General features: G+C 56.5%; 24 protein-coding genes. 9 read left to right on the top strand and 15 right to left on the bottom strand.

Features of this window, described 5'->3' with window-relative positions; all coding sequences use genetic code 11:
• Positions 1-6: 6 nt before the first annotated feature.
• The 12 genes from AABM52_RS14625 to AABM52_RS14570 all read right to left on the bottom strand — a co-directional run bounded on the left by AABM52_RS14625 (position 7) and on the right by AABM52_RS14570 (position 11,888).
• On the bottom strand, positions 7-1,338 hold the full coding sequence (locus tag AABM52_RS14625; protein WP_347912499.1) for an MFS transporter: 1,332 nt from the start codon (positions 1,336-1,338) through the stop codon (positions 7-9).
• 172 nt (positions 1,339-1,510) lie between these two features.
• Positions 1,511-2,830, bottom strand: coding sequence for an FAD-binding oxidoreductase (locus AABM52_RS14620; protein ID WP_347912498.1), 1,320 nt, complete (start codon positions 2,828-2,830; stop codon positions 1,511-1,513).
• A gap of 97 nt (positions 2,831-2,927) precedes the next feature.
• Positions 2,928-3,650 carry a GntR family transcriptional regulator gene (locus AABM52_RS14615; RefSeq protein ID WP_223446758.1) on the bottom strand — a complete coding sequence of 241 codons (723 nt, stop codon included), beginning with the start codon at positions 3,648-3,650 and terminating at the stop codon, positions 2,928-2,930.
• Positions 3,651-3,949: 299 nt separating this feature from the next.
• Positions 3,950-4,933 (bottom strand): GlxA family transcriptional regulator, encoded by a 984-nt coding sequence (locus tag AABM52_RS14610; protein WP_347912628.1) that lies wholly within the window; start codon positions 4,931-4,933, stop codon positions 3,950-3,952.
• A gap of 112 nt (positions 4,934-5,045) precedes the next feature.
• Entirely contained in the window at positions 5,046-6,044 is a 999-nt protein-coding gene (locus AABM52_RS14605; RefSeq protein ID WP_347912497.1) for a 4-hydroxyproline epimerase, read from the bottom strand.
• Between the two features lie 12 nt (positions 6,045-6,056).
• Positions 6,057-6,908 carry an ABC transporter permease subunit gene (locus AABM52_RS14600; protein WP_347912496.1) on the bottom strand — a complete coding sequence of 284 codons (852 nt, stop codon included), beginning with the start codon at positions 6,906-6,908 and terminating at the stop codon, positions 6,057-6,059.
• The gene (locus AABM52_RS14595; protein ID WP_347912495.1) at positions 6,905-7,753 is read right to left on the bottom strand and encodes an ABC transporter permease subunit; all 849 of its coding nucleotides are present in this window, start codon (positions 7,751-7,753) and stop codon (positions 6,905-6,907) included. The genes AABM52_RS14600 and AABM52_RS14595 overlap by 4 nt, the downstream gene beginning before the upstream one ends.
• A complete protein-coding gene (locus tag AABM52_RS14590; protein WP_347912494.1) occupies positions 7,750-8,868 on the bottom strand; it encodes a glycine betaine/L-proline ABC transporter ATP-binding protein in 1,119 nt (372 codons plus the stop codon). Before AABM52_RS14590 ends, AABM52_RS14595 begins: the two co-directional genes overlap by 4 nt.
• A 79-nt stretch (positions 8,869-8,947) precedes the next feature.
• On the bottom strand, positions 8,948-9,796 hold the full coding sequence (locus tag AABM52_RS14585) for a glycine betaine ABC transporter substrate-binding protein (RefSeq protein ID WP_347912493.1): 849 nt from the start codon (positions 9,794-9,796) through the stop codon (positions 8,948-8,950).
• A gap of 194 nt (positions 9,797-9,990) precedes the next feature.
• Positions 9,991-10,677, bottom strand: a complete 687-nt coding sequence (locus AABM52_RS14580; protein ID WP_347912492.1) for a GntR family transcriptional regulator — start codon at positions 10,675-10,677, stop codon at positions 9,991-9,993.
• A gap of 425 nt (positions 10,678-11,102) precedes the next feature.
• Complete coding sequence (locus AABM52_RS14575) at positions 11,103-11,264, bottom strand: DUF2986 domain-containing protein (RefSeq protein ID WP_347912491.1); 162 nt, start codon at positions 11,262-11,264, stop codon at positions 11,103-11,105.
• A gap of 57 nt (positions 11,265-11,321) precedes the next feature.
• Positions 11,322-11,888 carry a nucleotidyltransferase family protein gene (locus AABM52_RS14570; RefSeq protein WP_347912490.1) on the bottom strand — a complete coding sequence of 189 codons (567 nt, stop codon included), beginning with the start codon at positions 11,886-11,888 and terminating at the stop codon, positions 11,322-11,324.
• 228 nt (positions 11,889-12,116) lie between these two features.
• Here AABM52_RS14570 and AABM52_RS14565 point away from each other — a divergent pair, with 228 nt between their 5' ends.
• Together AABM52_RS14565 and AABM52_RS14560 are read left to right on the top strand one after the other, a co-directional pair.
• Positions 12,117-13,454, top strand: a complete 1,338-nt coding sequence (locus AABM52_RS14565) for an MFS transporter (RefSeq protein ID WP_347912489.1) — start codon at positions 12,117-12,119, stop codon at positions 13,452-13,454.
• A 313-nt stretch (positions 13,455-13,767) separates the two neighbouring features.
• Positions 13,768-15,333, top strand: a complete 1,566-nt coding sequence (locus AABM52_RS14560; RefSeq protein WP_347912488.1) for a PAS domain-containing methyl-accepting chemotaxis protein — start codon at positions 13,768-13,770, stop codon at positions 15,331-15,333.
• A 126-nt stretch (positions 15,334-15,459) separates the two neighbouring features.
• On the opposite strand, the gene AABM52_RS14555 is transcribed toward AABM52_RS14560, so the two are convergent.
• Positions 15,460-16,671, bottom strand: a complete 1,212-nt coding sequence (locus AABM52_RS14555; protein ID WP_347912487.1) for an MFS transporter — start codon at positions 16,669-16,671, stop codon at positions 15,460-15,462.
• Between the two features lie 45 nt (positions 16,672-16,716).
• Positions 16,717-17,862, bottom strand: a complete 1,146-nt coding sequence (locus AABM52_RS14550; protein ID WP_347912486.1) for an alpha/beta hydrolase — start codon at positions 17,860-17,862, stop codon at positions 16,717-16,719.
• A 96-nt stretch (positions 17,863-17,958) separates the two neighbouring features.
• Between AABM52_RS14550 and AABM52_RS14545 the strand changes: the two genes are divergently transcribed.
• The 7 genes from AABM52_RS14545 to AABM52_RS14515 all read left to right on the top strand — a co-directional run bounded on the left by AABM52_RS14545 (position 17,959) and on the right by AABM52_RS14515 (position 23,513).
• Positions 17,959-18,852 carry a LysR family transcriptional regulator gene (locus tag AABM52_RS14545; protein ID WP_347912485.1) on the top strand — a complete coding sequence of 298 codons (894 nt, stop codon included), beginning with the start codon at positions 17,959-17,961 and terminating at the stop codon, positions 18,850-18,852.
• A gap of 360 nt (positions 18,853-19,212) precedes the next feature.
• The gene (locus tag AABM52_RS14540) at positions 19,213-19,491 is read left to right on the top strand and encodes a DUF2790 domain-containing protein (protein WP_347912484.1); all 279 of its coding nucleotides are present in this window, start codon (positions 19,213-19,215) and stop codon (positions 19,489-19,491) included.
• Positions 19,492-19,766: 275 nt separating this feature from the next.
• Positions 19,767-20,420, top strand: a complete 654-nt coding sequence (locus tag AABM52_RS14535) for a hypothetical protein (protein WP_347912483.1) — start codon at positions 19,767-19,769, stop codon at positions 20,418-20,420.
• A gap of 83 nt (positions 20,421-20,503) precedes the next feature.
• The gene (locus AABM52_RS14530; protein ID WP_347912482.1) at positions 20,504-20,710 is read left to right on the top strand and encodes a co-regulatory protein PtrA N-terminal domain-containing protein; all 207 of its coding nucleotides are present in this window, start codon (positions 20,504-20,506) and stop codon (positions 20,708-20,710) included.
• Positions 20,711-20,728: 18 nt separating this feature from the next.
• Positions 20,729-21,181, top strand: coding sequence for a thiol-disulfide oxidoreductase DCC family protein (locus AABM52_RS14525; RefSeq protein WP_347912481.1), 453 nt, complete (start codon positions 20,729-20,731; stop codon positions 21,179-21,181).
• Between the two features lie 33 nt (positions 21,182-21,214).
• Positions 21,215-21,529 (top strand): hypothetical protein, encoded by a 315-nt coding sequence (locus AABM52_RS14520; protein ID WP_347912480.1) that lies wholly within the window; start codon positions 21,215-21,217, stop codon positions 21,527-21,529.
• Between the two features lie 283 nt (positions 21,530-21,812).
• On the top strand, positions 21,813-23,513 hold the full coding sequence (locus AABM52_RS14515; RefSeq protein WP_347912479.1) for a TrkA C-terminal domain-containing protein: 1,701 nt from the start codon (positions 21,813-21,815) through the stop codon (positions 23,511-23,513).
• A 48-nt stretch (positions 23,514-23,561) separates the two neighbouring features.
• Here AABM52_RS14515 and AABM52_RS14510 read toward each other — a convergent pair whose 3' ends face one another.
• Complete coding sequence (locus AABM52_RS14510; RefSeq protein WP_347912478.1) at positions 23,562-24,467, bottom strand: amino acid ABC transporter substrate-binding protein; 906 nt, start codon at positions 24,465-24,467, stop codon at positions 23,562-23,564.
• Positions 24,468-24,489 lie beyond the last annotated feature (22 nt).

Here is a 24,489-nt window from a genome sequence, read left to right as displayed (position 1 = left end):
AACTTCTCAACTGCTCAGCGCCGCTGCCTCGCGCAAGTTCAACGAACGTGTTTCAGGTGCCATGGCCCAAGCAGCCATCAGGCCGACAAAGGTGACCACGGCGGCCACATACATCGTGTTGCCGATACCCAGCGTCTGTAGCGAAACAGGTACCAGGTAAGTGCCGACCGCTGCTCCCACACGGGAAAGGGAAGTTCCGATGCCGACGGCAAATGCGCGAATTTCTGTAGGGAACAACTCGTTGGGATAAACAAGCTGCAGAACTTGTGCTCCACCGATAAACACCGCGTAGGCGCCGAACAGGAAGAGCACCAGCACTTCATTGCTGTGGGAAAAAGTCGCCAAGCCCAACAAGGCCAGGCCCGACCATAGAAAGCTGTGAATCAGCATGCAGCGCCGGCCAATCGTGTTGATCAGCCTTGTCGCGAATACACAACCCACAACAAACAGCATGGTGATGATCATGGAACCGTATGAAGCCCACTCCCCTTTCAGATTCAACGCCAGGAGAACCTTGGGGGCGAACGCATAGACTGCAAAAACCGGAATGATCGAGCAGGACCAAAAGACGGAAACAAAGAACAAGCGTTTCCCATAGCCGGAGTGAAGCAAATCCCGGAATGACATTTTCCTCTGGTCGGGCTCTTCAGGAAGATCTCGAAGCGAATAGTGCTGACCGTACACATGCTTGATCACGCGCTCGGCATCAGCCTCGCGCCCCTTGCTCAAGAGCCAGCGCGCGGACTCAGGGGTGCCGACACGCAGTATTAGCAGCATCAGCCCGATGACGGTGGTACTCGCCAGGGCATAACGCCAGGCGTCATCCCCACCTACATTAAGGATTGAAGTGCCGACAACGTAGGCAAACGCCGCACCGGCAAACCACAGGATGGTCAGCGCCGCGAGCCTTGGGCCGCGTTGTTTCTTCGGCAGGAACTCGACCAACAACGACGTGGCCACCGGGTATTCAATACCCACCGCCAGACCGATGATAAATCTGAGGGCGAACAACACCGGCGCGGACTCGACCCAAAACTGTGCCAACGAACAAACGATGAAGAGCGTAGGCCCAACGAAATAAACCTTTTTGCGACCCAGCCTGTCGGTCAACCAGCCACCGATGAAACCACCAAAAAACACCCCCATGAGTGCCGATGCGGCAATCATTCCTTGCCAGAACTCCGACAAATTCAGAGCGGAAGTTATTTGCATCATCGCTATACCGATAATGCTCAGTACATAACCGTCTACAAACGACCCGCCCCCGGAACGGGCTGTCAGTAAACGGTGAAAGTTATTGAGAGGAACATCCTCAATAGAGGTATTAGGACTTGTCATTATTATCTCCTATTTCGCTTCGGTCATTCAGAGGGCTGAAGCGCAAACCCAAAATCCGGGCGAATCAAAGCCGCCTCGATAAGAAACCATCAGCCTTGATGGACTAGCCAATAAGCCAAGAACTTCTAACCAATTATTTAACGTTTAACTTGTCTGTCAGAGTGTTGCGCAATCAGCTTTCTTTCCCGGCCCGGCACTGTCCCCACAACAAGTTCATATTCACACCTGCTGAAAGTAAGGGTTCCGGTGGGTTTCTGTTAGGCCCTGGGGACGACAATAGAAAGTCGATAAGCGGGTCCTTCTTGCCTGCCAGCCAGTCGGCCAGCAAGGTGCCTGTCACCGTGCCGCGGGTCACGCCCAATCCATTGCAGCAGAGTGCACCGTAGACGTTGTTGGCCAGTTGCCCGAAGTGCGCCATGTGGTTGCGCGACAACGCCAGCGACCCGCCCCAGGTGTACTCGAAATTGACATCGGGGAGCATGGGAAACCTGCGATCGAACGAATCCTTGTGTCGCTGGATAAACCGCTCCAGGTATTTCTGATGGCTGCGTCCATCTGCATTGAAGCTGAAGCTGTTACGCACCAGCAGGCGGTTATCCGTTGTCCGGCGCAATGTGGTGCCGAAAGGGTCGGCAGGAATCACGCCCCAATAAGGCCGGCCTCCCAGGCGTGCCTGCTCTTCTTCCGTCAGCTGCCGGGTCAGGCTGCCGTAGGTGAAGATCGGCAGCATGCGCCCTTTCAGAAAGCCGAAGCTCATGGCGAACGCGTTATTGGTCAGCAGCAACTTGTCCGCAACAATACGACCGTTCTTATGGGAGAGGATGGTTTTGTCGCCATACTCCACGTCGGTAATCGGCGTGTTTTCATAAAGCGTCACGTTGGCCGGCAGGCTGTCGGCCAGGCCCTTGACCAAGGCGGCCGGCTGGATGAGTGCCGTGCCCGGGGTGAACAGTGCCTTGCGATAGAAAGGCGTGCCGATGTGGTCCGGCAAGTCTTTCTCTTCGATCACTTCGTATTCTTGACCGAGCTTGTCCAGGCCACGGCGATAAGCATCCAGAACCGCGATGCCCCGGTCTTCAATGGCAGCCTGATACTTCCCGCACATGCGGAACTGACAGTCGATCCGGTGTTTTTCCACGAGGCTCTTCAGAATGTGCTGCCCTGTCAGGTTCAACGCCATACTGATTTTTGCCGTCTTGATATCGCCGATGTAATCATCGGCACCGATATCGTGTGGCAGGTCGATGGCGAAGCCGGCATTTCTGCCGGAGGCCCCGTAACCGACCTCCTGGGCCTCGATCAGGACAATCTCGTCATCTGGAAAATTCAGCGCCAGTTGGCGAGCTGCCGCAAGCCCGGTAAACCCGGCACCCAGCACGACCCATCGGGCCGAGCGGATACCCGAGTGAGAGGGACGGGCCACTCTCGACTGGCTGAGGTGGAACCAGCCGCATGTAGAGTCATCTGCAGGTGTGTATCTGATTTTTGCCATTTTTCGCGACCTGGGCTCTTTTATATTTGTAGTTACTAAAAGCGTCCCTTCTGCACGTTTTCGTCACACTGTTCATGCAAGTGGCATCGGTACTGCTTTAGTAGGTAAGCGCTACATCCAACCCTTCCGGCGCAGCGTATTCGGACATTCGGCGACGCGACAATTCCAGATGCGCGCGCACGATATCTCCCGCCAGAACCTGATCGTGGTTTTCAATGGCACTGATCATGTCGTCATGTTGTTGCGCCGCCACTTCCAGATCTTCTTGCATGTCCACTGTCGTGGGATGGCGATAGAAGATCTTCCCCAGCCGCGCATGGTCAATCAGCAAGCGTTGCAGGCTTGGCATCAAGTAAGCGTTGTGCGCCATCTTGCCGATCTGCAAATGGAACTCGTCGTTATAGAGCACGCGCTTCTCTACATCCTTTTCCTCGATGGCCGTACGGAAGAACGCCTGGATGCGCTTAAGCTCTGCAATCTCCGATGGCGTTGCATGGGCAGCCGCCAATTGGGTGGTGGCGATGTAGATCAACGGTGCTGCCAGGAAAAAGCTTCTGAGCGACTGGTAGCTCATTGACGAAACGCGGGCGGCACGGTTCGCTTCAAGATCGATGTATCCCTCGGCCGCCATCTGCCGCATGAGCTCGCGCACAGGGGGTCGGGAAAGGCCGAACTCGTCGCACAAGGCCAGTTCGTCAACGACGGCGCCAGGTGCCAACTCCATGCTCAGGATCCGGCGACGCAACGCCTCTCCCAGCACAGCTTTACGGTCAACGGGCAGATCCGCGGTGGCCTGCAGATCGAGTTCTTTGGTAGCCATTTATTAGAAACCTTCGTACGGGTGAGTGAACGCTGTCTACTACCTGTATTCTCACTATAAAACAACATTATTCTTTGTGTCTACAATTAAAATACACATTCAAAACAGCCTTTATCCCGAAGCGACGGATGGTTTTGAGGAGGCGGATTTTGTCTGGCGTCAGAGCGCCGGATTTTGGCGGAAACAGGCGTCAGGGCCGCTTCGCTTGCGACATCAGAAGGATGATCGTCGTGACACCGCCCAGGCATATCCCTGAGCGTGTTCGCCTCACGAATGGCGGTTGTTCAATCACGGCTTCTTTACTTGACCAGCCGGACTTCCTTCGACGGGCGATAGCCAAAGTAGGAGCTGTAGCACTTGCTGAAATGGCTGGGTGAAACAAAGCCACAGGCAACCAGTACATCGACTTGCGAGAGCTCGGTATGCTGCAGGAGCCGACGCGCTTCGGTGATGCGCAACTCCAGGTAATAGCGTTGCGGCGTAGTGCCCAACTGCTCCCTGAACAGGCGTTCGAGTTGCCGGCGTGAGCGGCCGGCGTAAGCCGCCAGTTGCTCCAGCTCCAGGGGTTCTTCGAGGTTGGCATCCATCAGCTTGACCACCTCCCGTAGCGGCGCACTCAAACAGATGTTCTCTGTCGGCTTGATGCGCCGGTAGCGAGACTCTTCAAAAGCGAGAATGTCCTCGATACCTTCGACCAGCGCTTTATCGTGCAGCCCCTTGATCCAGTCCAGCGCCATGTGGAATGCCCCGGAAGGACTGGAGGCGGTAAGCCGGTCTCGGTCAATCACATAGGGCTCACTGCTGACCTGTGTCGCCTTGCAGAACTCGGCCAGTGCGGGGCGATGCTCGGGGTGAATGGCGCAGCGGTAGCCGGCGAGCAATCCGGCGCGCCCCAGGAACCAAGCACCATTCCACAATCCGGCAAGCGTGATGCCCAAGCCCGCGGCTGTCTTCAACAAGTGTATGAACTCATCGCCAGCCCTGAGCTCTGTCCGGTAACCGCCACAAATGACCAGCAGGTCCAGGTCTTGAAGTACCGAACAATTGATACGGGAATCTGGCCGGATGACCAGGCCCAGATCACTGACGACCTCCCCGTCGTTCAAGCCGAACGTCTGGGACGAGAACAGCTTGGGACGCAGTAGATTGGCGGTGACAATCGTATCCAGCGCCTGGGTGAACGCGGGTAACGAGAAGTGCTCGAGCAACAGGAATCCCGCTCGAACCATTTGCGTCGGCTGGCTGGGGTTGTCATTCACATAGCGAAGATTCTTCCCCTTCATGCCTCCGCTAAACTGGCGTCTTTCGATCAATCTTCAATCCACTCTTTTACGTTCGAGAAAGCGTCACCTGTAGCGTTGGGAATCCCACCATCCTGAGGCCACTCCTTCCGGGTCAAGCAAGCTGGAAGCCATGACGAAGAGGATCCTTGTCATCGACAAAAATGGTGTTGTGCCCGGTGATTTGCGCCCAGCCACCGATACTAGGCCTGATTCCGTCAAAGGTTCCCACTTTCACCGACGCTTCGACTTTTCCTTCGAAGATCGTACCGATCAGGCTTTCGTTGCGGTATGTCTGCCCGACCTTCAACCGTCCTTTGCCGAACAGTTGCGCCATTCGTGCCGAAGTACCTGTGCCACCGGGCGAGCGATCAATCGCCTTGTCGCCGTAGAATACTGCACCGCGCCCGTCTGCTGCCGTCGAGTGTTCCTCGTCACACCAGATGACATGGTGAACGCCGCTGATCCTGCTGTTCTCTGGATGCACAGGATCACTGACTTCAGCCAGGGCGGTGCGCAGCTTCTGACTCAGGCTGACGATGTCTGCCGTGGTCAATCCTTTCAAACCCGGCCAGTTTTCCTGCGGCTCGACCACTGCGTAAAAATTGCCGCCGTAGGCAATGTCTACGACAAGTTCGCCAACGCCAGGCACATCCACCACCACATCGGCACTGTGCAGATAACTGGCTACGTTGAACAGGCGGATGGAGTCAACATATTCACCGTTCAGGGTGTAGTCGACATCCACCCGGCCCGCCGGCGTTTCGATGGCCAGCCGACCAGGTTCGCGAGGTGTGACCAGGCCTTCCTCAATGACAACCGTGGACAACCCGATGGTGCCCGCCCCGCACATGGGCAGGCACCCACTGACCTCGATAAACAAGGCGCCGAAGTCGCAATCCTCACGGGAGGATGGATAGATGATCACGCCGGACATGATGTCGTGCCCTCGCGGTTCAAACATCAACGCCGTGCGCACCCAGTCATGATCGCGAACGAAGATCTCGCGGCGCTCCGCCATCGATACGGATGGCAGCAACGGCCCGCCACCCGTGACGACGCGAACCGGGTTCCCGCACGCATGGGAATCGACACAAAAAAAGCTACGTCTCATTCTGAAAATCTCTCACACGAGCTTGCGCGGGGAGTGACGCTGCAACGCGCCACGAGACAGTCGATCCAGAAGGAGTGCGACAGCGACAATCGCCAAGCCGGCACGCAGGCCCAGCCCCATCTCCATCCTTGTGAGGCCTCGGGTGACTTCAGCACCAAGACCACCCGCCCCCACCAGGCCTGCCAACACCACCATTGCCAGTGACAGGAGGATGCATTGGTTCAGTCCCACCAACAGCGTCGGCGCGGCAGTCGGCAATTCGATCTTGAACAGGATCGACCTCGGCGAAGCACCAATGGCCTGGCCCAGTTCAAGGAACTCCTTGGGCAGTTGCTTGAAGGCAAGGGTCGTCAATCTGAGCATCGGAGGAATGCCGTAGACGATGGTTGCAATGATCGCGGGCACCCGTCCCAGGCTGAACAGCATCACGGCCGGGATCAGGTAAACCCAAGGCGGTACCGTTTGCATGATGTTGAGGATTGGCAAGATCGCCTCGTCGACCCGTTTCACCCGTGCTGCCAGAACGCCGAGCGGAAAGGCTATGGATACCGAAATCAGCACCGCAACCGAGACCAGGGCAATGGTCTGCATGGACGCGACCCACAGCCCGGAGAACAGACAGAATGCCAACATCAACCCGGCAAACAGGGCCACTTTTTTGTTGGCGAAAAAGAATGCCAGCACCACTACCCCGCCGATCAGGGCATAGGGATGCGGCGCAAGCAGTGCACCCTCTACTCCACCCAGTACCGCCTCGATCACCTGGCTGATGACTTTGAACAGCCCATGCAAGTTGGCGTTGAGCCAATCGACGGCGGGTGCCAGGAATGCGCCCGGTGAAAAATGGATTTCTGCAGCAGTCATTTCGATTCTCCCATCCGGGAACGCGCGGCGCTCTGCGCCAACCGATCCAGAATCATGGTCAGGATGACAATGGCAATGGCGGCGTTGATTGATTTGGCGATGTCCAGCGTGCGAACAGCGCCATAGATCGACTCACCCAGGCCACCGGAACCGACGATGCCGGCGATGACCACCATGCCGAAGGCCATCATCAGACTCTGATTGACCCCGGCCATGATGCTTGGCATGGCAAACGGCAGGCGGATCTTGAAAAACATCTGCCACCCGGTGACGCCGCTGGCGTCCCCCAGTTCGATGAACTCTTTTGGTGTCATGCGAATCCCCAGGGAGGTCAGGCGCATGGCAGGTGGTACAGCCACGATAAAAGTCGCCAACAGTGCCGTGGCGGTGCCATAGCCCAACAGCGCAATGGCCGGCAGCAAGTAGATGTAGGGCGGCATGGTCTGGATCAGATCGAGGAACGGATCCACCACCCGGTCAAACGAAGGCGCCAGCCCCGCCAGCACGCCCAGTGGAATCGCGATCACCAGGGCAAGCACGGTAGCGGTAAGCACCAGGGCAAGCGTGCTGACTGTTTCTGGCCATAAACCGATGACATCACAAAACAACAAGGCCAGGCCGGTAAGAATCGCAAAACGCAAACCCACTGCGCGCCAGCCGATCAGGGCAATGACTATCGCAATGACGTAGTAAGGTGGGTAGGCGATGCACCACTGCACGCCTTCGTAAACGCCCTTCAAAAACGCATTGGTCGTGTCGAACACCGACTCTCCATTGTCCATCAGCCATTCAAGGCTCGAGTCGACGACCGAATCGAATTGGTTTGAAAAGTCAGGCGTGCTCATGTCGACGCCTCCAGTGCAGTGGCGGCCTTCGATACCGCGAACTCGTTGGGAATACCTTGGACGCCACGCAGCAAATCACGCGGGGTAATGATCCCCACCACCACTCCGTTATCGACCACGGCGAGTGCGTCGCGCTCGGACTTCATGGTCAAGCCGATAAGCTCGTTGATATCCGCATCGACCGAGGTTTTGGTGAGCCTGGCGATGTCGCAGCCGGGGTTTGCTACCTTGAACGGCTCGACGGGCGTCATGACAGAGCCGGCCCTGACCAGATGCAATCTTGAGATACCGGCGACAAATTCCGCAACGTAATCGTCCGCAGGATTGAGCACGATCTCCTCGGCAGTCCCTACCTGAATGATCGCGCCGTCCTTCATGATCGCGATCCGGTCACCAATACGAATGGCTTCGTCCAGATCGTGGGTGATGAATACAGCAGACTTGCCCAGTTCCTTGGTCAACTGGCGGAACTCATCCTGCAACTGCCGGCGAATCAACGGGTCGAGCGCACTGAAAGGCTCATCCATCAGGATCACTTCCGGGTCTGCGGTGATTGCCCGGGCCAGCCCTACCCGCTGCTGCATACCGCCGGACAGTTCGCTGGGGTAGCGCGACATCCAGTCACTCAAACCGACTTTGGCCAAGGCCTGCTCGGCAACCTTGTAGCGCTCGGCCTTGCCCACGCCTTGTACTTCCAGTCCAAATGCCGTGTTCTCCAGAACCGTACGGTTAGGCAGCAATGCAACGCTCTGAAAAACCATGCCGATATGACGTGCTCTCACCTCACGCAGTTGCGCGGCACTCAAAGACGACAACTCTTTGCCCTTGACGACGATCTTGCCGGCGCTGGGTGTGATGAGTTTGTTCAACAGCCTTATCAGGGTAGATTTGCCACTGCCTGACAATCCCATGATGCAGAAGATCTCTCCCCGGCGAACCTGGAGACTGACGTCCGAGACCCCGACCACGCAGCCGTAGTTTTGCAGGATCTGAGTCTTGGTGAGCCCCTGCTGAACGACGGCATTCATCGCAGCAGGTGCGGCTTTCCCGAAGATTTTCCAGACTGACTGGCAATCTATCAGCACTTCGTTGGTATCAATGTTGGGCGTTGTCATTTTTCGTACCCGTCGAACCAGTTTTTTCTGGTTTTTCTAATGAATCAAAGGGCGGCAGTGGCGTTTAAAAAGGTACTGTTTACTTCTTTATGTTTTCCCAGCGCTTCAAAAGCTCAGCGTGCCCATCGGTCCAGCCCTGAATGGCTTGCTCCATGGTTTTGCCGTCCTTTACTTCACCGTTGATTGCAGTGATATCTGAAATCGGCACGTATACGCTGGCCATTACTTCACGTGCACGTGGGTTTTCTTTTGAGAAGTCTTTATGACCAATCCAGTAGTAACCTTGTGGTGGTGGGAAGACACCCTTTGGATCCTTGAGGAACTTCAGATCGAACTTCTGCGCCATCCATGAAGGCTCCCACACAGTGACGGCAACCCACTCTTTACGATCGACTGCCGATTTCAATGCGGCTGTCATGGCAGCGGTACTGCCTTCGAGCAGTTGCAACTTGATGCCGTAGTCCTTGACCGCCTTGCTCGCATCATTCATCAAGCCCGAACCTGGTTCGATACCGATGATCTTGTTGCCGAACTTCTCAGCGTTGTCATTGAGTTGTTCGATTGAATCGATGTCGACGTATTTAGGTACGGCGATCGCCTGGTAAAGGCCATAGGAGACCGGAGAGAGCTTTTCCAGACGGTTCTTGTTCTTGTTCCAGTAGTCGTTTGCCGCGTAGTCGGTTTGTGAGGCAAGTACCTGGATATCACCTTTGGTCAGCGCGGCATAAGCAATGCCCCACTCGGAAAACTCGATGACTTTTACGCTATAACCGGAGTCTTCAAGCACCTTTTTGGTAATACCGGTAATGGGTGTCAAGTCTTCCCAGGTCAACGTGCCCATGGTGATTGTTTTTTCTTCCGCGTGAACAGGCAGCATTACCATGCCCATCATCGCGACCGCGCAGACTGCCTTCCAAATCTTCTTCATGGCGTTCCTCGACCTACGTTAATACTTTTTATATTAGTCTCTAAACAATAGAGGCCCGTGGTGCACAGCTGTAAGCTCACCCTCTGTTTCAGTTGTTGTTGCCTATCAATCCGTAAGCGAATTGATATTCAATGCCGAAGTTTCTACGGCATCAACTCGTATCGATCCTCAAACCAATTAAGCGAGGGCCGGTATTATTTAAATGGAATTGGCAGGTCTGCCTTCATTCCATGGGGGGCGATAAACATTTCCATGTTCTCGCGAGAGAGTTCCCAATGCTCAAAGACCAGGTCAACTACAGCGCTCTCGTCACGCCGCTCAATGGCTTCAATAAAAGCATCGTGGTGCTCTGCGGAAAGCTGTAGCCGTTGCTCCATATCCTCATCACGAGGGCGGAAAAATGTATGGCCAATCCGCGCGTGATCAATCAGCAGTCTTTCGAGGCTGGGCTCAAGGTACTGATTGCCTGACATTTCACCCATGATCGCGTGGAAGCGATTGTTTTCAACGACCATCATCAGGGCATCACGGGACACCGTCGCAGCACGGAAACGGCGTTGCGTTTCCTTCAGGTCCACCAGTTGCTGAGCCTTGAAATTCTGAACCGCCAGGCGACCTATCGCGGCGTACACCATGGGAGCCACCAGAAAAAAATTTCGCAGTGTCGAGTGGTTCATGGGAATCACCCGGGCGCCGCGGTTCTCCCTGATATCGATGTACCCCTCACCTGCAAGACGTCGAAACACTTCCCGTACCGGGGTTCTCGAAAGTCCGTACCGCTCGCTGATGGCAACCTCATCCAGCGCCTCGTCAGGATCGAGCTCCATCGTGAGGATCTGACGCTTGAGGTCGTCATAAAGAGTGCTCTTGCCGTTTTTCACAATGACCTCCCGAGGCAGTCAAATCAGCGGTTACGGCTTGTTGTTGAATTCAGATTCGCACGGGTTTCGGGTGTCGTCAATGCTTTGTATTTTTTATGTATACACAGAAAATACTGTAAGAACACACATAGGAAATAGTTATTTACCTTACAAATCATGTAGATGGAATTTCAAACCAAAATCATAGGGTCGTTAACAGAAACGTAACCTGTCGCAAATTGAACGGCCCTTCGGGCTGGGCAACGGGCACATTGCCGGATCGGATGTCCGGTGGCGCCGTTTTCAAGACCGCAAACGACATGCAGTCGACGGTACAAAAAGGGCAATGTTCGAGAAATGTAGCGAGGGGATCTAGTCATTCAAAGCCGCGAAGCGGCTTCGACTTGAAGGAAGGGGTCGACCACGTCTACGCGGTCCGACCTGAATCAGCTCTCAGAGGCGATGGTTGACTCGTCAGTGGTTTGTGCAGCCAGCTTCAATCGGTCCGCTTTACTGATGTAGGTCGACTTGCTTTTCGGTGCCAGTTTGGCACTGGCCTTTTTGGCCTTAGCCTTGAACAGCTGCTTTAGTTTCTTTTGACGGTTCATGTTGTTCTACTCAGCCTGTAATTCTTGAATGATATCAGCTTGAGACATTGAACCGATTCAACTTTGCAGCTCCACGATCCTGAGCCAGGGCCAGCGAGCCTGATAACTTTTCGCCTTCTGATCGAACAGCTCTGGCTTGGAATTCTTTGGATTGATTCGAAGCAACCCGTGCTCAGTGTCGGCCAGGCCGTTGGGCGCATAGATCTCGCCAGTTTCGATGTCCAGGCCAATGCAGGTGCCGGCAATCAGGTAGCGATCAATCCCGTCTTTTGCCGACTCAAGCCTTGGATAATCCCCGCCAAAGCGCTGGCCGTACCACAGGTGCACGCGAGCCTGATTCTTGATCTCAATGTTCACGTCGAGGTCACGGAACAGACGCTGACCGGATTGGATAACCTCATTCTCGGCTTCCCACGACAAATCATCATCGAAGTAAAAGATGTCGTAATCCTTCACGCCCCACTCTGGCGGTTGCTGTGCCTGATGATTCCAGACGGCCTGGAACAGGCAACCGGCCGTGAGCAGGCATTGGTTCAAACCGAGCTCAGGCAAGCGAGCGGAAATTTCTGCGTTTACCGGGTTGGTCATTGCGATCCTGAGCAGGCTTTCGGCAGTCAGTGTCATCTTCATCCCTTTTGATTGATCTGATCCCCGCGACCGACAATACCCTCGACGCTTTTCAGATTTGCGAAAAAATCGCCCTTTTCTTTCCCTCGGCCAATCTGGCGCGAATCCTGCGTGATTCAACGGTATGAAGTCGGTACTGACTATGTGGGTGACACTTTTGAAGTGAACCACCTCAGGGCCTGCCCCGATAATCGATAGCTTACTGACGAACTGTCGAGGTCAAGCATGACGAGCGCAACTATGGAACAAGTCAGCCCGCAAACGCTGAGAAGAGTGATTGTGGCCGCCGGCATCGGCAATTTCGTCGAGTGGTTCGACTTTGCCGTCTACGGCTTTCTGGCCACCACTATCGCCCAGCAATTCTTCCCCAGCGGCGATGCCAGTGCCGCGCTGCTCAAGACCTTCGCGGTATTCGCCGTGGCCTTTGCGTTTCGGCCCCTTGGCGGGATTTTCTTCGGCATGCTGGGCGACAGGATCGGCCGCAAGCGCACCCTCGCGATGACCATCCTGCTGATGGCCGGTGCCACGACCTTGATCGGTCTGCTGCCCACTTATGCGGCGATCGGGGTCATGGCGCCGATTCTTCTGTCCCTGATCCGTTGCGCCCAAGGCTTTTCCGCCGGGGGAGAATACGCAGGTGCCTGTGCCTACCTGATGGAGCATGCACCGAGTGATAAACGCGCCTGGTACGGCAGCTTCATTCCGGTGTCGACATTTTCCGCCTTCGCCGCCGCTGCCGTGGTGGCCTATGCGCTCGAGGCGTCATTGTCGGCCGAAGCAATGGGAAGCTGGGGTTGGCGCCTGCCGTTCCTGATTGCCGCGCCCCTGGGCCTGGTGGGGCTTTACCTGCGCTGGAAGCTCGATGAGACACCGGCATTCCAGGCGGTGACTCAGGAACATGCTGTCGCACACTCTCCACTCAAGGAAACCTTGCGCAACCATGGTGCGGCGATCTGTTGCCTGGGCGCCTTTGTGTCACTCACGGCACTTTCGTTTTACATGTTCACCACCTACTTCGCGACTTACCTGCAAGTTGCCGGTGGCCTGAGTCGCGCAACAGCCTTGCTGGTGTCACTGATTGCATTGTTGTTCGCCGCAGCGATCTGCCCGCTGGCCGGGCTGTATTCGGACCGGGTCGGGCGTCGAATCACGGTGATGACCGCTTGCGCGCTGTTGATGGTGGTCGTGTATCCATCGTTCCTGATGGCCAGCTCCGGTTCGTTCGTCGCGTCCATCGTCGGCGTCATGCTCCTGGCGATTGGCGCGGTGTTGTGTGGCGTGGTGACCGCGGCCTTGCTCTCGGAAACCTTCCCTACCCGTACCCGATACACCGCCTCGGCTATCACCTACAACATGGCGTACACCCTGTTCGGCGGCACCGCGCCGCTGGTGGCGACGTGGCTGATCAGCACAACCGGCAGCAACCTGTCGCCGGCGTTCTACCTGATTGCGATTGCCTTGCTCGCATTGGCGGGTGGCCTGGCATTACCGGAGACTTCAAGGATTTCCCTGCATGACGTTGCGGCGCAGGAGAAAGCCGAAGGCGTGGGCGCATCCGCCTGAAAACACGAAACGAGCCGGCAGGCGTCAGGCCAACGAGGTTCCCTCAGCGGCCTTTGACCGCGACGCTCATTCGCGACTCAAGGCTGACTCAAATCGACGTCATGCATGATTTCACATTGATATCGCCGGTTTGTCATGAAATGAAAAGAAATTGTCGTCGAATGAATGGTCGATAGCCTCCCCCGTCCATAGATTCCTCTTCAGGCCCGCGCGTTGAATCCCCCGATCTGACGCCTGGCCCGGCTGGCGCAATGCCTGGGCGCTTTTCCTATTTATATGCTCAAAATAATAATAATCCGAGGGGTCGCATTGTATGCGTGTGAATTTACCCGTAACCGAGCATGAAAGAGTTTTCCCCACCGAACAGCGATTGATATCCACGACCGATCTGGATAGCCGAATCACTTACTGCAATGACGCCTTTGTTGCCATCAGCGGTTTCACCTACGACGAACTGGTCGGCCAGACCCACAACCTGGTTCGACACCCCGACATGCCGCCCGGGGTATTCGTGCATATGTGGCACACCATCAAGCAAGGCAAACCTTGGATGGGTATTGTGAAAAACCGCGCAAAAAATGGTGACTTCTATTGGGTCAGTGCCTACGTCACGCCCATCTATGAAAGCGGACGCATGAGTGGTTACGAGTCGGTCCGCTCGGTGCCCAGCCGCGACCAGGTTCGGCGGGCAGCAGCACTCTATTCAAGGATGCGGGCCGGCAAGCCGATCGTTTCGCTGAGCGCGCGGATTTTCCGGCCACTGCAACAAGGGTGGCCATTATTGATGGCTGGCGGGGTTTCACTGGTGGGAAGTCAGTGGCTACCGACAACGGCGGCACAAGGGGTCCTGGTCGCGAGCCTTGGGGTTGCCTGGTACCTGATCGAGTCTCGAAATCGCCGGGCCATCGAGCGCACCCTGGCCGAGCATCCGAAAGCCTTTTCCGACCCGTTGGTCGCGCTCACCTACAGCGATAACCACGGTCCCCAGGGGCAACTGGACATGGCCATGCTCAGTGAGGAAGCGCGCCTGCAGACAGCCCTGAGCCGGCTCGTCGATGCCGGGGTCAATGTCAAGGCCAAGGCGGCGCAATCATCCGAACTCTCAGGTTCCCAGGCGCAATCGCTGGATCGCCAGCGCAGTGAAACCGATCAGTCTGCCGCCGCCATTTCACAGATGGCCGCCACCATTCAGGAAGTCACGCAAAACGTCATCAGCACCGCACATGCCGCCTCGGAGGCTGACCAGTTGACCCGTGACGGCAGTGAACTGGCCCGGCAAAGCCTGAGCGCCATGAAAACCATGCATGAGGCGGTCAGCGAGATTGGCCTGGCGGTCAATGCACTGGCGAGCGAAACGCAGTCGATCGGCAGTGTCGTGGATGTCATCACCTCCATTGCCGAACAGACCAACCTGCTGGCGCTCAACGCTGCCATCGAGGCGGCCCGGGCCGGTGAGCAAGGTCGCGGCTTTGCCGTGGTTGCTGACGAGGTGCGCTCCCTTGCCCAACGCACCCGCACCTCCACCGAACAGATCCACGGCATCATTGCTTCGCTGTATGACGGTGCCGATCGCGCTGTATCAACGGCCAATCGTGGCGAGCAGATTTCCCGCGAAAGCATGCAAAGTGTCGAGGCGGTGCAGCAGGCGTTGGTCGGCATCAGCCAGGCCGTCACCCGGATAACCGGCATGAGCCAGCAGATGGCCTCGGCGTCTGAAGAGCAAAGTCACGTGGCTGAAGATATCAATCAACAGATCACGCGAATTGCCCAACTGTGTGATCACAGTGCCGGGCAGGCCAAGCAAGGCGCCGCCATCAGCCAGGATCTGGAAGTCATGGCCGATTACCTGCACAGCCTGGCCGAACGTTTCAGCCGATAGCCATTGGCGCCTGTTGACCATCTGGCATCCGGACAACAGGCAGCCATCGGCCAACAGCAGACGTTGGATCAAATCCGATCTGACATATTGCGGACAGTTGCCTGTCTTACTCAAATCTGCCTTCTATTAAACCTGGTTTCGCGATGTGAAAAAGGCCATCACTGCGGCGAGTACCAGCAAGATAGCGCTTGCGAGAAAGGTCATGCGATAGCCGCTCCCGTCGAACAGCAGCCCGCCGAGGGTAGAGCCCAGCGCAATGGAAAGCTGAATGACTGCCACCATCAGGCCGCCACCGGCTTCAGCATCCTCGGGCAACGCCTTGGCCAACCACGACCACCACCCCACAGGTGCCGCCGTCGCGATCAGGCCCCACAGCCCCAGCAATACAAAAGCTGCCACGACTCCGTCGCCAAGGACAATCAAGGAAAGTGCAATAGCGGCCATCAAGAGTGGAATGCAGACCAGGACGCGGTACATGCCGGTTTTCAAAAAAGTGCCGATCAGAAGGGTCCCGACAAAACCCGCCACGCCGATGACCAGCAGGATCATCGACAACATGGAGACATCTACATCCGTGACGGTCTCCAGGAACGGGCGCAGATAGGTGAACAATACAAACTGCCCCATGAAGAAAGTGCCCACACTCAACATGCCGACACTGACCAATGGGCTCTTGAACAATCGAAAGACATTGCCAGCGCCCGCTTTGCGCGGCGCCGCCGTCATGGCTGGCAGGCTGATCCACTGCCAGATCAACGCGATGATCGCTACCGGAATCAGGCAGAAAAAAGCACCCCGCCAACCGATGACACTCCCCAGATAGCTTCCCAATGGTGCGGCCACTACGGTTGCCAAAGCATTGCCGCCGTTGAAGATTGCCAGAGCCTTGGGCACGCTATGGGACGGTACCAGGCGCATGGCCATTGCCGCCGACATCGACCAGAACCCGCCGATCACCACGCCGATCAGCGCACGACCAATCATGTACACCGTATAGTTTGGCGCCAGACCGACCACCAGTCCCGACACGCACATAATCCCTGTCAGTAACAGCAACAGCGTCTTGCGGTCCATGGAGCCCGCAAGCCTGGAAATTGAAAGGCTTGTCAGCACCGCGAAGGCGCCGGAGATGGCGATCCCATACCCGGCCAGTCCTTCACTGATTTGCAGATCCGATGCAATCGGCGTGAGTAAACTGACCGGCATGAACTCCGAGGCGATCAGCGCGAATACGCACAGTGTCATCGCAAAGATGCCACTCCAGTAAGCCGGCAGTTCCCCAGTCCCCGGCGTGCCAACGGCATCACCTGCCGGGGTGTCGAATACTTGAGCCGTCATTCAAAAGCCTCTCATCAAATAGTTGTTGGCTGAAGCACTGGCCTTTTAGCCAACTGCCGTCAGGTGCCGGGTAAAAAAGGTGGTGAGCCTGGTCCAGGGAATCAAGTTCACGCGGTCGTACAGATCCACGTGACCCGCGCCGGGCACCCAGGCCAGTTCCTTAGGTTCGGCGGCGCGTTGGTAGGCGTCCTCGCTGAACTCTCTGGAGTGAGCCTGATCGCCAGCGATGAATAGCAGCGGACGCGGGGAAATCGTCTCGATATCGTTGAATGGATAGAAATTCACGAACCTGACTTCACTGGTCAATGCGCGGTTTTGCGTCAGTTCCAACGTTCTGCCATGAGGGATATGGATGCCGCGTGGCGTACGGTAGAAGTCCCAGAATTCACGAGTCACTGGGTCTGCATCTTTAGCAAGCTGCACCGGCAAATAGTTCAGAAATTGCATTTGCCCGGTAGAGAACTCGTCGTAGCGTTGCTCGGAAGCTTTGGCGAGCATGGCCTGGCGTTGCTCGACAGTCACTGAACGCCCCAGACCATGACGGGTAACGGCGCCCATGTCGTACATGCTGACGGTGGCCACGGCTTTCAAACGCAGATCCATCTTGGCCGCACTGATGGCAAAGCCACCGCTGCCACAGATACCCAGTACGCCGATACGGTTGCGATCGATAAAGTCCCGCGTGCCAAGGTAGTCAACGGCGGCACTGAATGCATCGGCATACATTTCGGGGGCGACCTGGTTACGAGGCTGGCCCTCACTCTCTCCCCAGAAAGGCAAGTCAATCGCCAGAGTGATGAAGCCTTGTTCCGCCAGCTTTTGTGCATAGAGCATGGAGCTTTGCTCTTTGACTGCTCCCATGGGATGACCGACGATAATCGCCGGCGCTTTAACGTTTCGAGCCAGACTTTTGGGCGTAACAAGATTGCCCACGATCTGAAGATTGTATGAGTTCTTGAAGGTCACCTTCTGCACAGTGACCTTGTCGCTTTTGTAAAAGTTGTCAGCGCCATCCGGCGGGCTGACAGCGTTTTTCGAGTCAGCCGCGAAGGCTGAGCCGCCCGCAACCGAAAGGACGCCCAGAGCCGCAATGCTGACGCCGGTGGCCTTTACGAATTCGCGCCGATCAAGCCCGGGAGGGGTCAAGGCTTCTATAGCTTCAAGGAGGGTTACAGGTGTCTCGCTCATCATCAGTACTCCGTTCCAGATAGGTGACAGAGCTTGACGGATTCGAGATACCCTGATTAGTAGGCATAATCTTCATGTAGTTTTGAGAAAAACTCAGCAATGGCCAATACCAAAGTCAACGATCTCCAGGCTTTTCTGGCGGTGGCGCGCGATCAAAGCTTTACCAAAGCCGCCGCCAAACTGGGCATTACGCCTTCTGCACTGAGTCATACGGTCCGGGCACTTGAACAAAGACTGGGGATACGTCTGCTGGCCCGCACGACACGCAATGTGTCGCCGACAGAGGCTGGAGAAAGATTGATGCGCTCGATCGCCCCGCTTTTTGATCAGATCGCGGTTGAGCTTGAAGCCTTGAGCGAATTACGGGACAAGCCCAGTGGCACGATTCGTATTTCCTGCACTGACGATCAGATTGAGTTGTGCATTCGGCCGATGCTTGCAGGCTTCTTGAAGAATTACCCGGATATCACACTGGAGTTCTACGTCGACTATGGATTCACCAACGTGGTCGAGGAACGCTTCGATGCCGGAATTCGCATGGGCGAATCGATCAGCAAGGACATGATCGCCGTTCGCATAGGGCCCGATTGGCGACTGGCGGTGGTGGGCTCTCCAGCCTATTTCGAACGTAACCCGGCACCCACAACCCCCCATGAGTTGACCGGGCATGACTGCGTGAATATCCGACACAGGCCATCAGGGGCGATCTACGCCTGGGAGTTTGAACGAGATGGCCAGGCGTTTACGGTCAAGGCAGATGGACAACTTGTTTTCAACAGCATCATGCATGTACTCAACGCTGCCGTTGATGGCATTGGCTTGGCCTACGTACCAGAGCAATTGGTAGCACCGTATCTGGCCGACGGCCGACTCAAAGAAGTCCTGGCCGACTGGTGTCCTGAGTTTCAGGGCTACCATATGTATTACCCCAACAGACGCCAGGCGTCCCCCGCCTTTTCTGCATTGGTGGAGGCGCTGAAATATAGAAGCTGAGCGCTCCATACTCGACGCGCTGCAACGTCTATTGGGTCGTTTGCATCCCTTCGCGACAGGAAGCAAACGGCCATTACCCGATCCCTCGGACTCAGCCGACTGAATTGAAAACACTGGTTCACCTTGCGTGAAAATCCGTCATGACATGTCATGACCTCCCTCAAAAAACGGACTTTTGCCAACAAATACGGGGTTTAAAGGACGAATGGTCAAGAGGCGTCAAGCGCGGGGAATTGCCAGGAGTTTGCAGCCACTACAGGCTTTTCAAACGGGCACGTTCGTCGCGGTAAAGTGAACTTAGCTTCCAAGACATGTCACATTAGGTCCCCGTCAAGCGAACTTCAGCAGAGGTACAGCCTAATGAACATGGCCACAGTAGTAAGTGCCGTGATTTCCAGTCTCGCACCAAGCGTCTTCGACCAGAGCGGCCTGCAAGAGCCCGGCGCACATGTCTCAGCCATCGATTACCACTACGGCATGGACATCGATGTTAAACAAGTACTGCAGCGCACCGATACATCAGACAAGACCGGCGTAGTACCGGTGACTGTTGTTTACCTGGACAGCGAGGGCGAGGTTCACAAGATCCGTTTCCTCGAATGGGGCGGAAGCCCGGCCAATCCCGCCAGCATTGTCTGATCCACTCGCAATAGAGTTCCGGGCCTCGACTGCCCACCCCAGAAGCGGAAGTTAAACCTCATATGCACCCAGTGCGAATGATGTTTTTTGTTACCTGAAAATGGACATTATCGAATGACTAAAAGTTCATTCGAGAAACTCACCGTTATCTTGGCGGCATAATGTCGCAAGATTAATTGATAATAATTGCTGAATCTTGATTGCAACCAGCAACGGCAAACTCCAATTAAGCCGTGCCGAGAGCATTATTGATTCACTGAAGCCAAGAGGTAACCATGGAACTTAGTATGTTCTCTTCGTCCACCGTGGAATATATGCGTTTGGGCGTTGTATATTTTCATCTTATCGCCTGCTGTGTGGCAATCGGGTTGGTCTTGACCAGTGACATTGCAATGGTCAAGCAACTCCTGAAGGGGGATGCGTCAGGTCATCAAGATGACGCGCACATGGAAAGCCTTCAAAAAACCGTATCGCTTGCACTTGTAGCGCTCTGGATTACGGGCATCGGCATTGTCGGGATCGATTATGCCGGCAAGGGGATGGAGTATTTCCTCAATCCCAAACTGCAAGCCAAAATCGGCATCGTTGTGCTGCTGACCTTTAACGGCTACCTGTTGCATCGCGCGGTATTGCCGGCGCTGAAAAAAGCCGGTTCGTTACTTAACCTTTCCTTCAACCTGCGCATGCTGGCGCTGTTCTCCGGCGCCCTCTCTGGCGTGTCGTGGTTCTATGCCGCCATGCTGGGTGTTGGTCGTCCGCTGGCCTGGAAGTACTCGCTGGTGGAGTTGCTGGCAGCCTATCCGGTTCTCATCGTCGGTGGATTCGGGGCGATGGTACTGCTCACTGCCTGGGCAAAAAACAGAGACACCGAAACTCGTAAGGAGCAAGGCACCTGGTCAGCAGGAAACGCCGCCCTGGCTGGATGGTGAAGCCAGATTGAACAAGGAAGTTCAGCTTCAGTAAATGAATCACGCTTTTAGCTGTTTACAAAATGTCACTTGAGGATACCCAAATGAAATCCATGAAAGCCCTTTTCGTAGTCGCCGCTCTGACCGCCTCTTCCCTGGCGATGGCCACAGGTGGTGGTGACCGGACCCTCGCACGCATGGAGTCGGCCCGGAAAGTCTCGATGGAAGCCTTCCAGGCTGCACAGAAGCAGAAGGCTGAAGCCGCTGTCGCTCAAAGCAAAGCCAGGGCGACCGATCACGCCAGCAGCTGATCGGTGTAGCGCGCCCCAATGCCAGCCTCGCAAATCCGCCCCTCACCCGCGCCGCTGCTCCAACCAGGAGAGACGGTGGTCTTGTTCGACGGTGTCTGCAAGCTATGCAATGGCTGGGTGAGGTTCTTGATCCGCCATGACCGCCAGCGGCGCGTGCGGTTGGCGGCGGTTCAGTCACCCGAGGGGCAGGCTCTGCTCGCATGGGCAGGTTTGCCCCTGGATCAATTCCACACCATGGCGGTGATCCGCGACCGACACTACTGGGAACGTTCGCAAGCTTTTTTCGAAGTCATCGCCCAGCTTCCCCCACGCTGGCGCCCTGTGAGCCTGCTGCGCATCTTCCCTCGCAAACTTCGAGATTGGGCATACGACCGCATTGCGCTTAATCGTTATCGGCTCTTCGGGAAATACGACACCTGTCTGTTGCCGGACCCTGATCATGAACAGCGCTTTTTGAAGGCCCCTTTATAAACGCCCTCACACGCATTAACCGGATCGCCCGTAGTGGGCCGGCGTCAGGTTTGCGTCAGCGAACGCACCAACCACAGGTTGGCGCTGCATGAGTTCGCAGCTATCTTGCCGCTCAATAATGGCTTGAGCCGTCATTCAATCTCTACGTTTATCAAGACACTGGCGGCGCAGGGTAAGGTTATTGATCTCCATGCAACTGACCGAGTGATCGTCAGCATTATTTTTGGCCTTGTCCTTGGCCTTGCCGCAATTGCCATTGTCATTGCAATTGCCTTTCCCTTTTTGATCATTGTTGTTTTTCATGCAGTTTCTGACATCACTTGCACTGCCCGCATTATCGCAATTTGAACCGGCAAACGAGATCGATGGCAAGGCGAGGGACAACAGGAGTGTGCATACAGCGGCCGCGACGATTCGCATGATAAAGCTCCTGAGTAGATTGCTGCTGCCTGCAAGTAATGCCTTGAACAAGCACTGGGTAACTGTAGCAGCTCCCCTGGAGGAGACTCGTCGACCTGACAGATAAGGAGAAGCGCTGCGAGCCAACCCTGCCCGGATTCACACGCTACGCTAGTGCCTGAGGATTTCCTGAAATCAGGCAATGGCGTAACGGAAAAGGGAGAATCAACCGGTGCAGGCACTCTTCGCGTTTCTCAATGCCAACCCCTACATGTTGCTGTTCCTGGTGGTGAGCCTGGCGGTGCTGATCGGGCGTTTCACCATCAAGGGCTATGGGTTGGGCACTGTGGGGGGCGCCATCGTGGTGGGCTGTGGCATCGCCATTGCCGCTTCCCTGTATGGCATCACATACAAGCTCGATACCTTTACCATGAACCTCTTCTACTACCTGTTCATGTACGGGGTCGGTTTGCGCGTCGGTCCCTCCTTCCTCAACAGCCTGAAGGATGACGGGCTGAAGTTCACCCTCCTTGCGGTCATTTGCAGCGTGTTCAGTCTGGCCGTGGTGGTCGTGGGGACGCGTCTCTTGAACTTGCCGACAGGCGCGGCCGGCGGAATCCTCGCCGGGGCCACGACCATGTCCTCAGCCATCGGCTCGGCCGAACAGGCGGTTGCCTCGGGCGCCGTCCACCTCGCTCCGGGCGACACGGTCGAGGGGGTGTCGGCGATGATCACCCTGTCCTATGGCATTACCTACATCTGGGGCACCGTCGGCATCGTATTGATGTGCAAATACATGCCGCGCTGGTGGGGTGTCGATGCGAAAGCAGCGGCCCGTGCCTATGAGGAGCAGCATGGGATGCACGATCTCGATGACGACGGCATCACCGCTGACAAGGCCTTCGGCTTGCGCGCCTATCGCCTGGAAAACCCCGTGACCGCCGGCCTTACCATCCGTGAATTTCTCGCTCGATACCCGGAATATCGCATCGTCAATGTGCATCACGACGGTGAATCGATAGGGGCAGCCCCTGACATCCGGTTGCAGTTGGAGGATGTGATTACCCTCGGCAGTACACGCAGAGGGCTGACCACCAATATCGGCCTGATCGGTCCAGAGGTCGATGACGCCAAGGCCCTCGCCGTCCCCCTGGACAACGCGGAGATCCTGGTGACCGAGAAAGCCGTCATCGGCAAGCAGCTCAAGAAGTTCCGCGGACTGGACCTGGCCGGTCAGCTTCAGTTGACTCGCATCCAGCGTGGCGGCGTACCACTGCCCGCAGGGCCGGAGACCAAATTGCAACGCCGCGACGTGCTTTTCGTCACGGGCCTTTCCAGCGCCGTGCAACGCGCTGGCGAGGTGTTTGGGGTCATCGCCCGGCCCAGCAGCATGACCGATTTGCTGACACTGTTTGTCGGAATGACCCTGGGGCTGCTGATCGGTTTGATCCAGTTCCCCGCCTTTGGCGCTTCTGTCGGACTGGGGAGCGCCGGCGGCTTGATGGTCTCGGGAATCATCGTCTCGTCACTGTCCTCGCGCCTGCGCTTCTTCGGCAATACGCCGAACGCGGCGCGTAACATCCTTGAGGACATGGGGCTGCTGGTGTTCGTTGCCATTGTCGGGATCAATGCCGGCGCCACCCTCCTCGCTCAACTGACGGGTACCCTCGCCGTGCAGATTTTCCTGGTGGGCTTCGTCGCCTGCATGCTGCCGCCGCTCGCCGTCTGGGTGGTGGGCTATCACTTGATGAAGATCAATCCGGCGGTGCTGATGGGCGGCATGGCCGGTGCCCGCAGCCATTCCGGGCCGTGCCTGGAGGCCGCGGCGGAGATCGGCAGCAACGTGCCGTGGGTGGGGTTTCCGGTAGCCTTTGCCGTCTCGGGAATCCTGCTGACGGTCCTCGGCTACTTCGCCATGGTTCTGGCCAATTGAATGCCCATGAAAAGGCCGCCCGCAGGCGGCCTTTGATTCACGATGGCATCAGGGCAACGCATACACCCTGAACAGTCTCTTCACGGTAAGGTTGCTGCCGCCCAGATACTGGTCGTAGGCCTTTTCTATGAAGCCCGAGTGATAGGCTTCACTCAGGGCCATATCGACCAGCAAGCGGAAGTCTTCGTCGTTGCGCTCCACGATCATCGCCACCGGCGAGTACTCGAAGATGCGGTCCAGGAGCATCAGGTTCTTGGCCGCGCCCTCCTTGGCGACTTCGTTGCGCAGCAGCATGCGTTCGGAGAAGAAGGCATCGGCCTTGCCCTCTGCGACCAGCTTGATGCCCTCGTCGTTGTTGTCCACGGTCACCAGCGAAGCGATCACGTTGAGCAGGCGCATCTGTTCGCGAATCCAGTCTTCGGTCACGCCCCCCTCCAGGGTCGCGTAGGTTTGGTTGGCCAGGCCGTTGTTGATGCTGGCACGCCAGGTCGGGCCGGTATTGGCGACCTTGCCATTGAGCACATTGAGCAGCGGTTCGCGAGCATCGTTGCGCACCACGACCGAGAGGCCGGCGGTGTAGATCGGTATGGAGTAACTGATCATCTTGCGCCGTTCCAGGGTGGGCGGTGTCGGCGTGCAGAGGATATCGACTTTACCCTGGCTCACGGCGTTGACCTCGTCCGAAATCTTGACGGGCTGGTAGCGCACTTGCAGGTCGGGCAGACCCAGCTCGCTCTTGAGCTTGTCGGCGACTTTCAGGCACAGGTCGATGGCGTAACCGCTGGCCTTGTCGCCCTCCTGTTTGCTGAAAGGGGCCAGGTCAGGCAGGTAGCCCAGGGTAAAGGTGTGGCTGCTGCGCACCCGTTCAAGGGTGTTGGCGCCGGCCACTAGCGGCAGCGTCGAAAGTGCGAAGGCAAGCAGCAGTCTGGTGGTTGTGGCAAATGGTACGTTCATGTCCGGTTTCCCCGTATGCAGA

Origin of the sequence: Pseudomonas grandcourensis, assembly GCF_039909015.1 — a bacterium.
Classification (GTDB): domain Bacteria; phylum Pseudomonadota; class Gammaproteobacteria; order Pseudomonadales; family Pseudomonadaceae; genus Aquipseudomonas; species Aquipseudomonas grandcourensis.
This window is presented reverse-complemented; position numbering and strand designations above follow the sequence as displayed.

Coding starts and splice junctions, on each gene's coding strand:
- AABM52_RS14610 (WP_347912628.1), bottom strand. CDS start 4,933: ATGAAGGGGAAGAATCTTCGCTATGTGAATGACAACCCCAGCCAGCCG.
- AABM52_RS14585 (WP_347912493.1), bottom strand. CDS start 9,796: ATGAAGAAGATTTGGAAGGCAGTCTGCGCGGTCGCGATGATGGGCATG.
- AABM52_RS14615 (WP_223446758.1), bottom strand. CDS start 3,650: ATGGCTACCAAAGAACTCGATCTGCAGGCCACCGCGGATCTGCCCGTT.
- AABM52_RS14555 (WP_347912487.1), bottom strand. CDS start 16,671: ATGACGGCTCAAGTATTCGACACCCCGGCAGGTGATGCCGTTGGCACG.
- AABM52_RS14565 (WP_347912489.1), top strand. CDS start 12,117: ATGACGAGCGCAACTATGGAACAAGTCAGCCCGCAAACGCTGAGAAGA.
- AABM52_RS14540 (WP_347912484.1), top strand. CDS start 19,213: ATGAACATGGCCACAGTAGTAAGTGCCGTGATTTCCAGTCTCGCACCA.
- AABM52_RS14575 (WP_347912491.1), bottom strand. CDS start 11,264: ATGAACCGTCAAAAGAAACTAAAGCAGCTGTTCAAGGCTAAGGCCAAA.
- AABM52_RS14570 (WP_347912490.1), bottom strand. CDS start 11,888: ATGACACTGACTGCCGAAAGCCTGCTCAGGATCGCAATGACCAACCCG.
- AABM52_RS14595 (WP_347912495.1), bottom strand. CDS start 7,753: ATGAGCACGCCTGACTTTTCAAACCAATTCGATTCGGTCGTCGACTCG.
- AABM52_RS14560 (WP_347912488.1), top strand. CDS start 13,768: ATGCGTGTGAATTTACCCGTAACCGAGCATGAAAGAGTTTTCCCCACC.
- AABM52_RS14620 (WP_347912498.1), bottom strand. CDS start 2,830: ATGGCAAAAATCAGATACACACCTGCAGATGACTCTACATGCGGCTGG.
- AABM52_RS14590 (WP_347912494.1), bottom strand. CDS start 8,868: ATGACAACGCCCAACATTGATACCAACGAAGTGCTGATAGATTGCCAG.
- AABM52_RS14525 (WP_347912481.1), top strand. CDS start 20,729: ATGCCAGCCTCGCAAATCCGCCCCTCACCCGCGCCGCTGCTCCAACCA.
- AABM52_RS14600 (WP_347912496.1), bottom strand. CDS start 6,908: ATGACTGCTGCAGAAATCCATTTTTCACCGGGCGCATTCCTGGCACCC.
- AABM52_RS14550 (WP_347912486.1), bottom strand. CDS start 17,862: ATGATGAGCGAGACACCTGTAACCCTCCTTGAAGCTATAGAAGCCTTG.
- AABM52_RS14510 (WP_347912478.1), bottom strand. CDS start 24,467: ATGAACGTACCATTTGCCACAACCACCAGACTGCTGCTTGCCTTCGCA.
- AABM52_RS14530 (WP_347912482.1), top strand. CDS start 20,504: ATGAAATCCATGAAAGCCCTTTTCGTAGTCGCCGCTCTGACCGCCTCT.
- AABM52_RS14625 (WP_347912499.1), bottom strand. CDS start 1,338: ATGACAAGTCCTAATACCTCTATTGAGGATGTTCCTCTCAATAACTTT.
- AABM52_RS14605 (WP_347912497.1), bottom strand. CDS start 6,044: ATGAGACGTAGCTTTTTTTGTGTCGATTCCCATGCGTGCGGGAACCCG.
- AABM52_RS14535 (WP_347912483.1), top strand. CDS start 19,767: ATGGAACTTAGTATGTTCTCTTCGTCCACCGTGGAATATATGCGTTTG.
- AABM52_RS14545 (WP_347912485.1), top strand. CDS start 17,959: ATGGCCAATACCAAAGTCAACGATCTCCAGGCTTTTCTGGCGGTGGCG.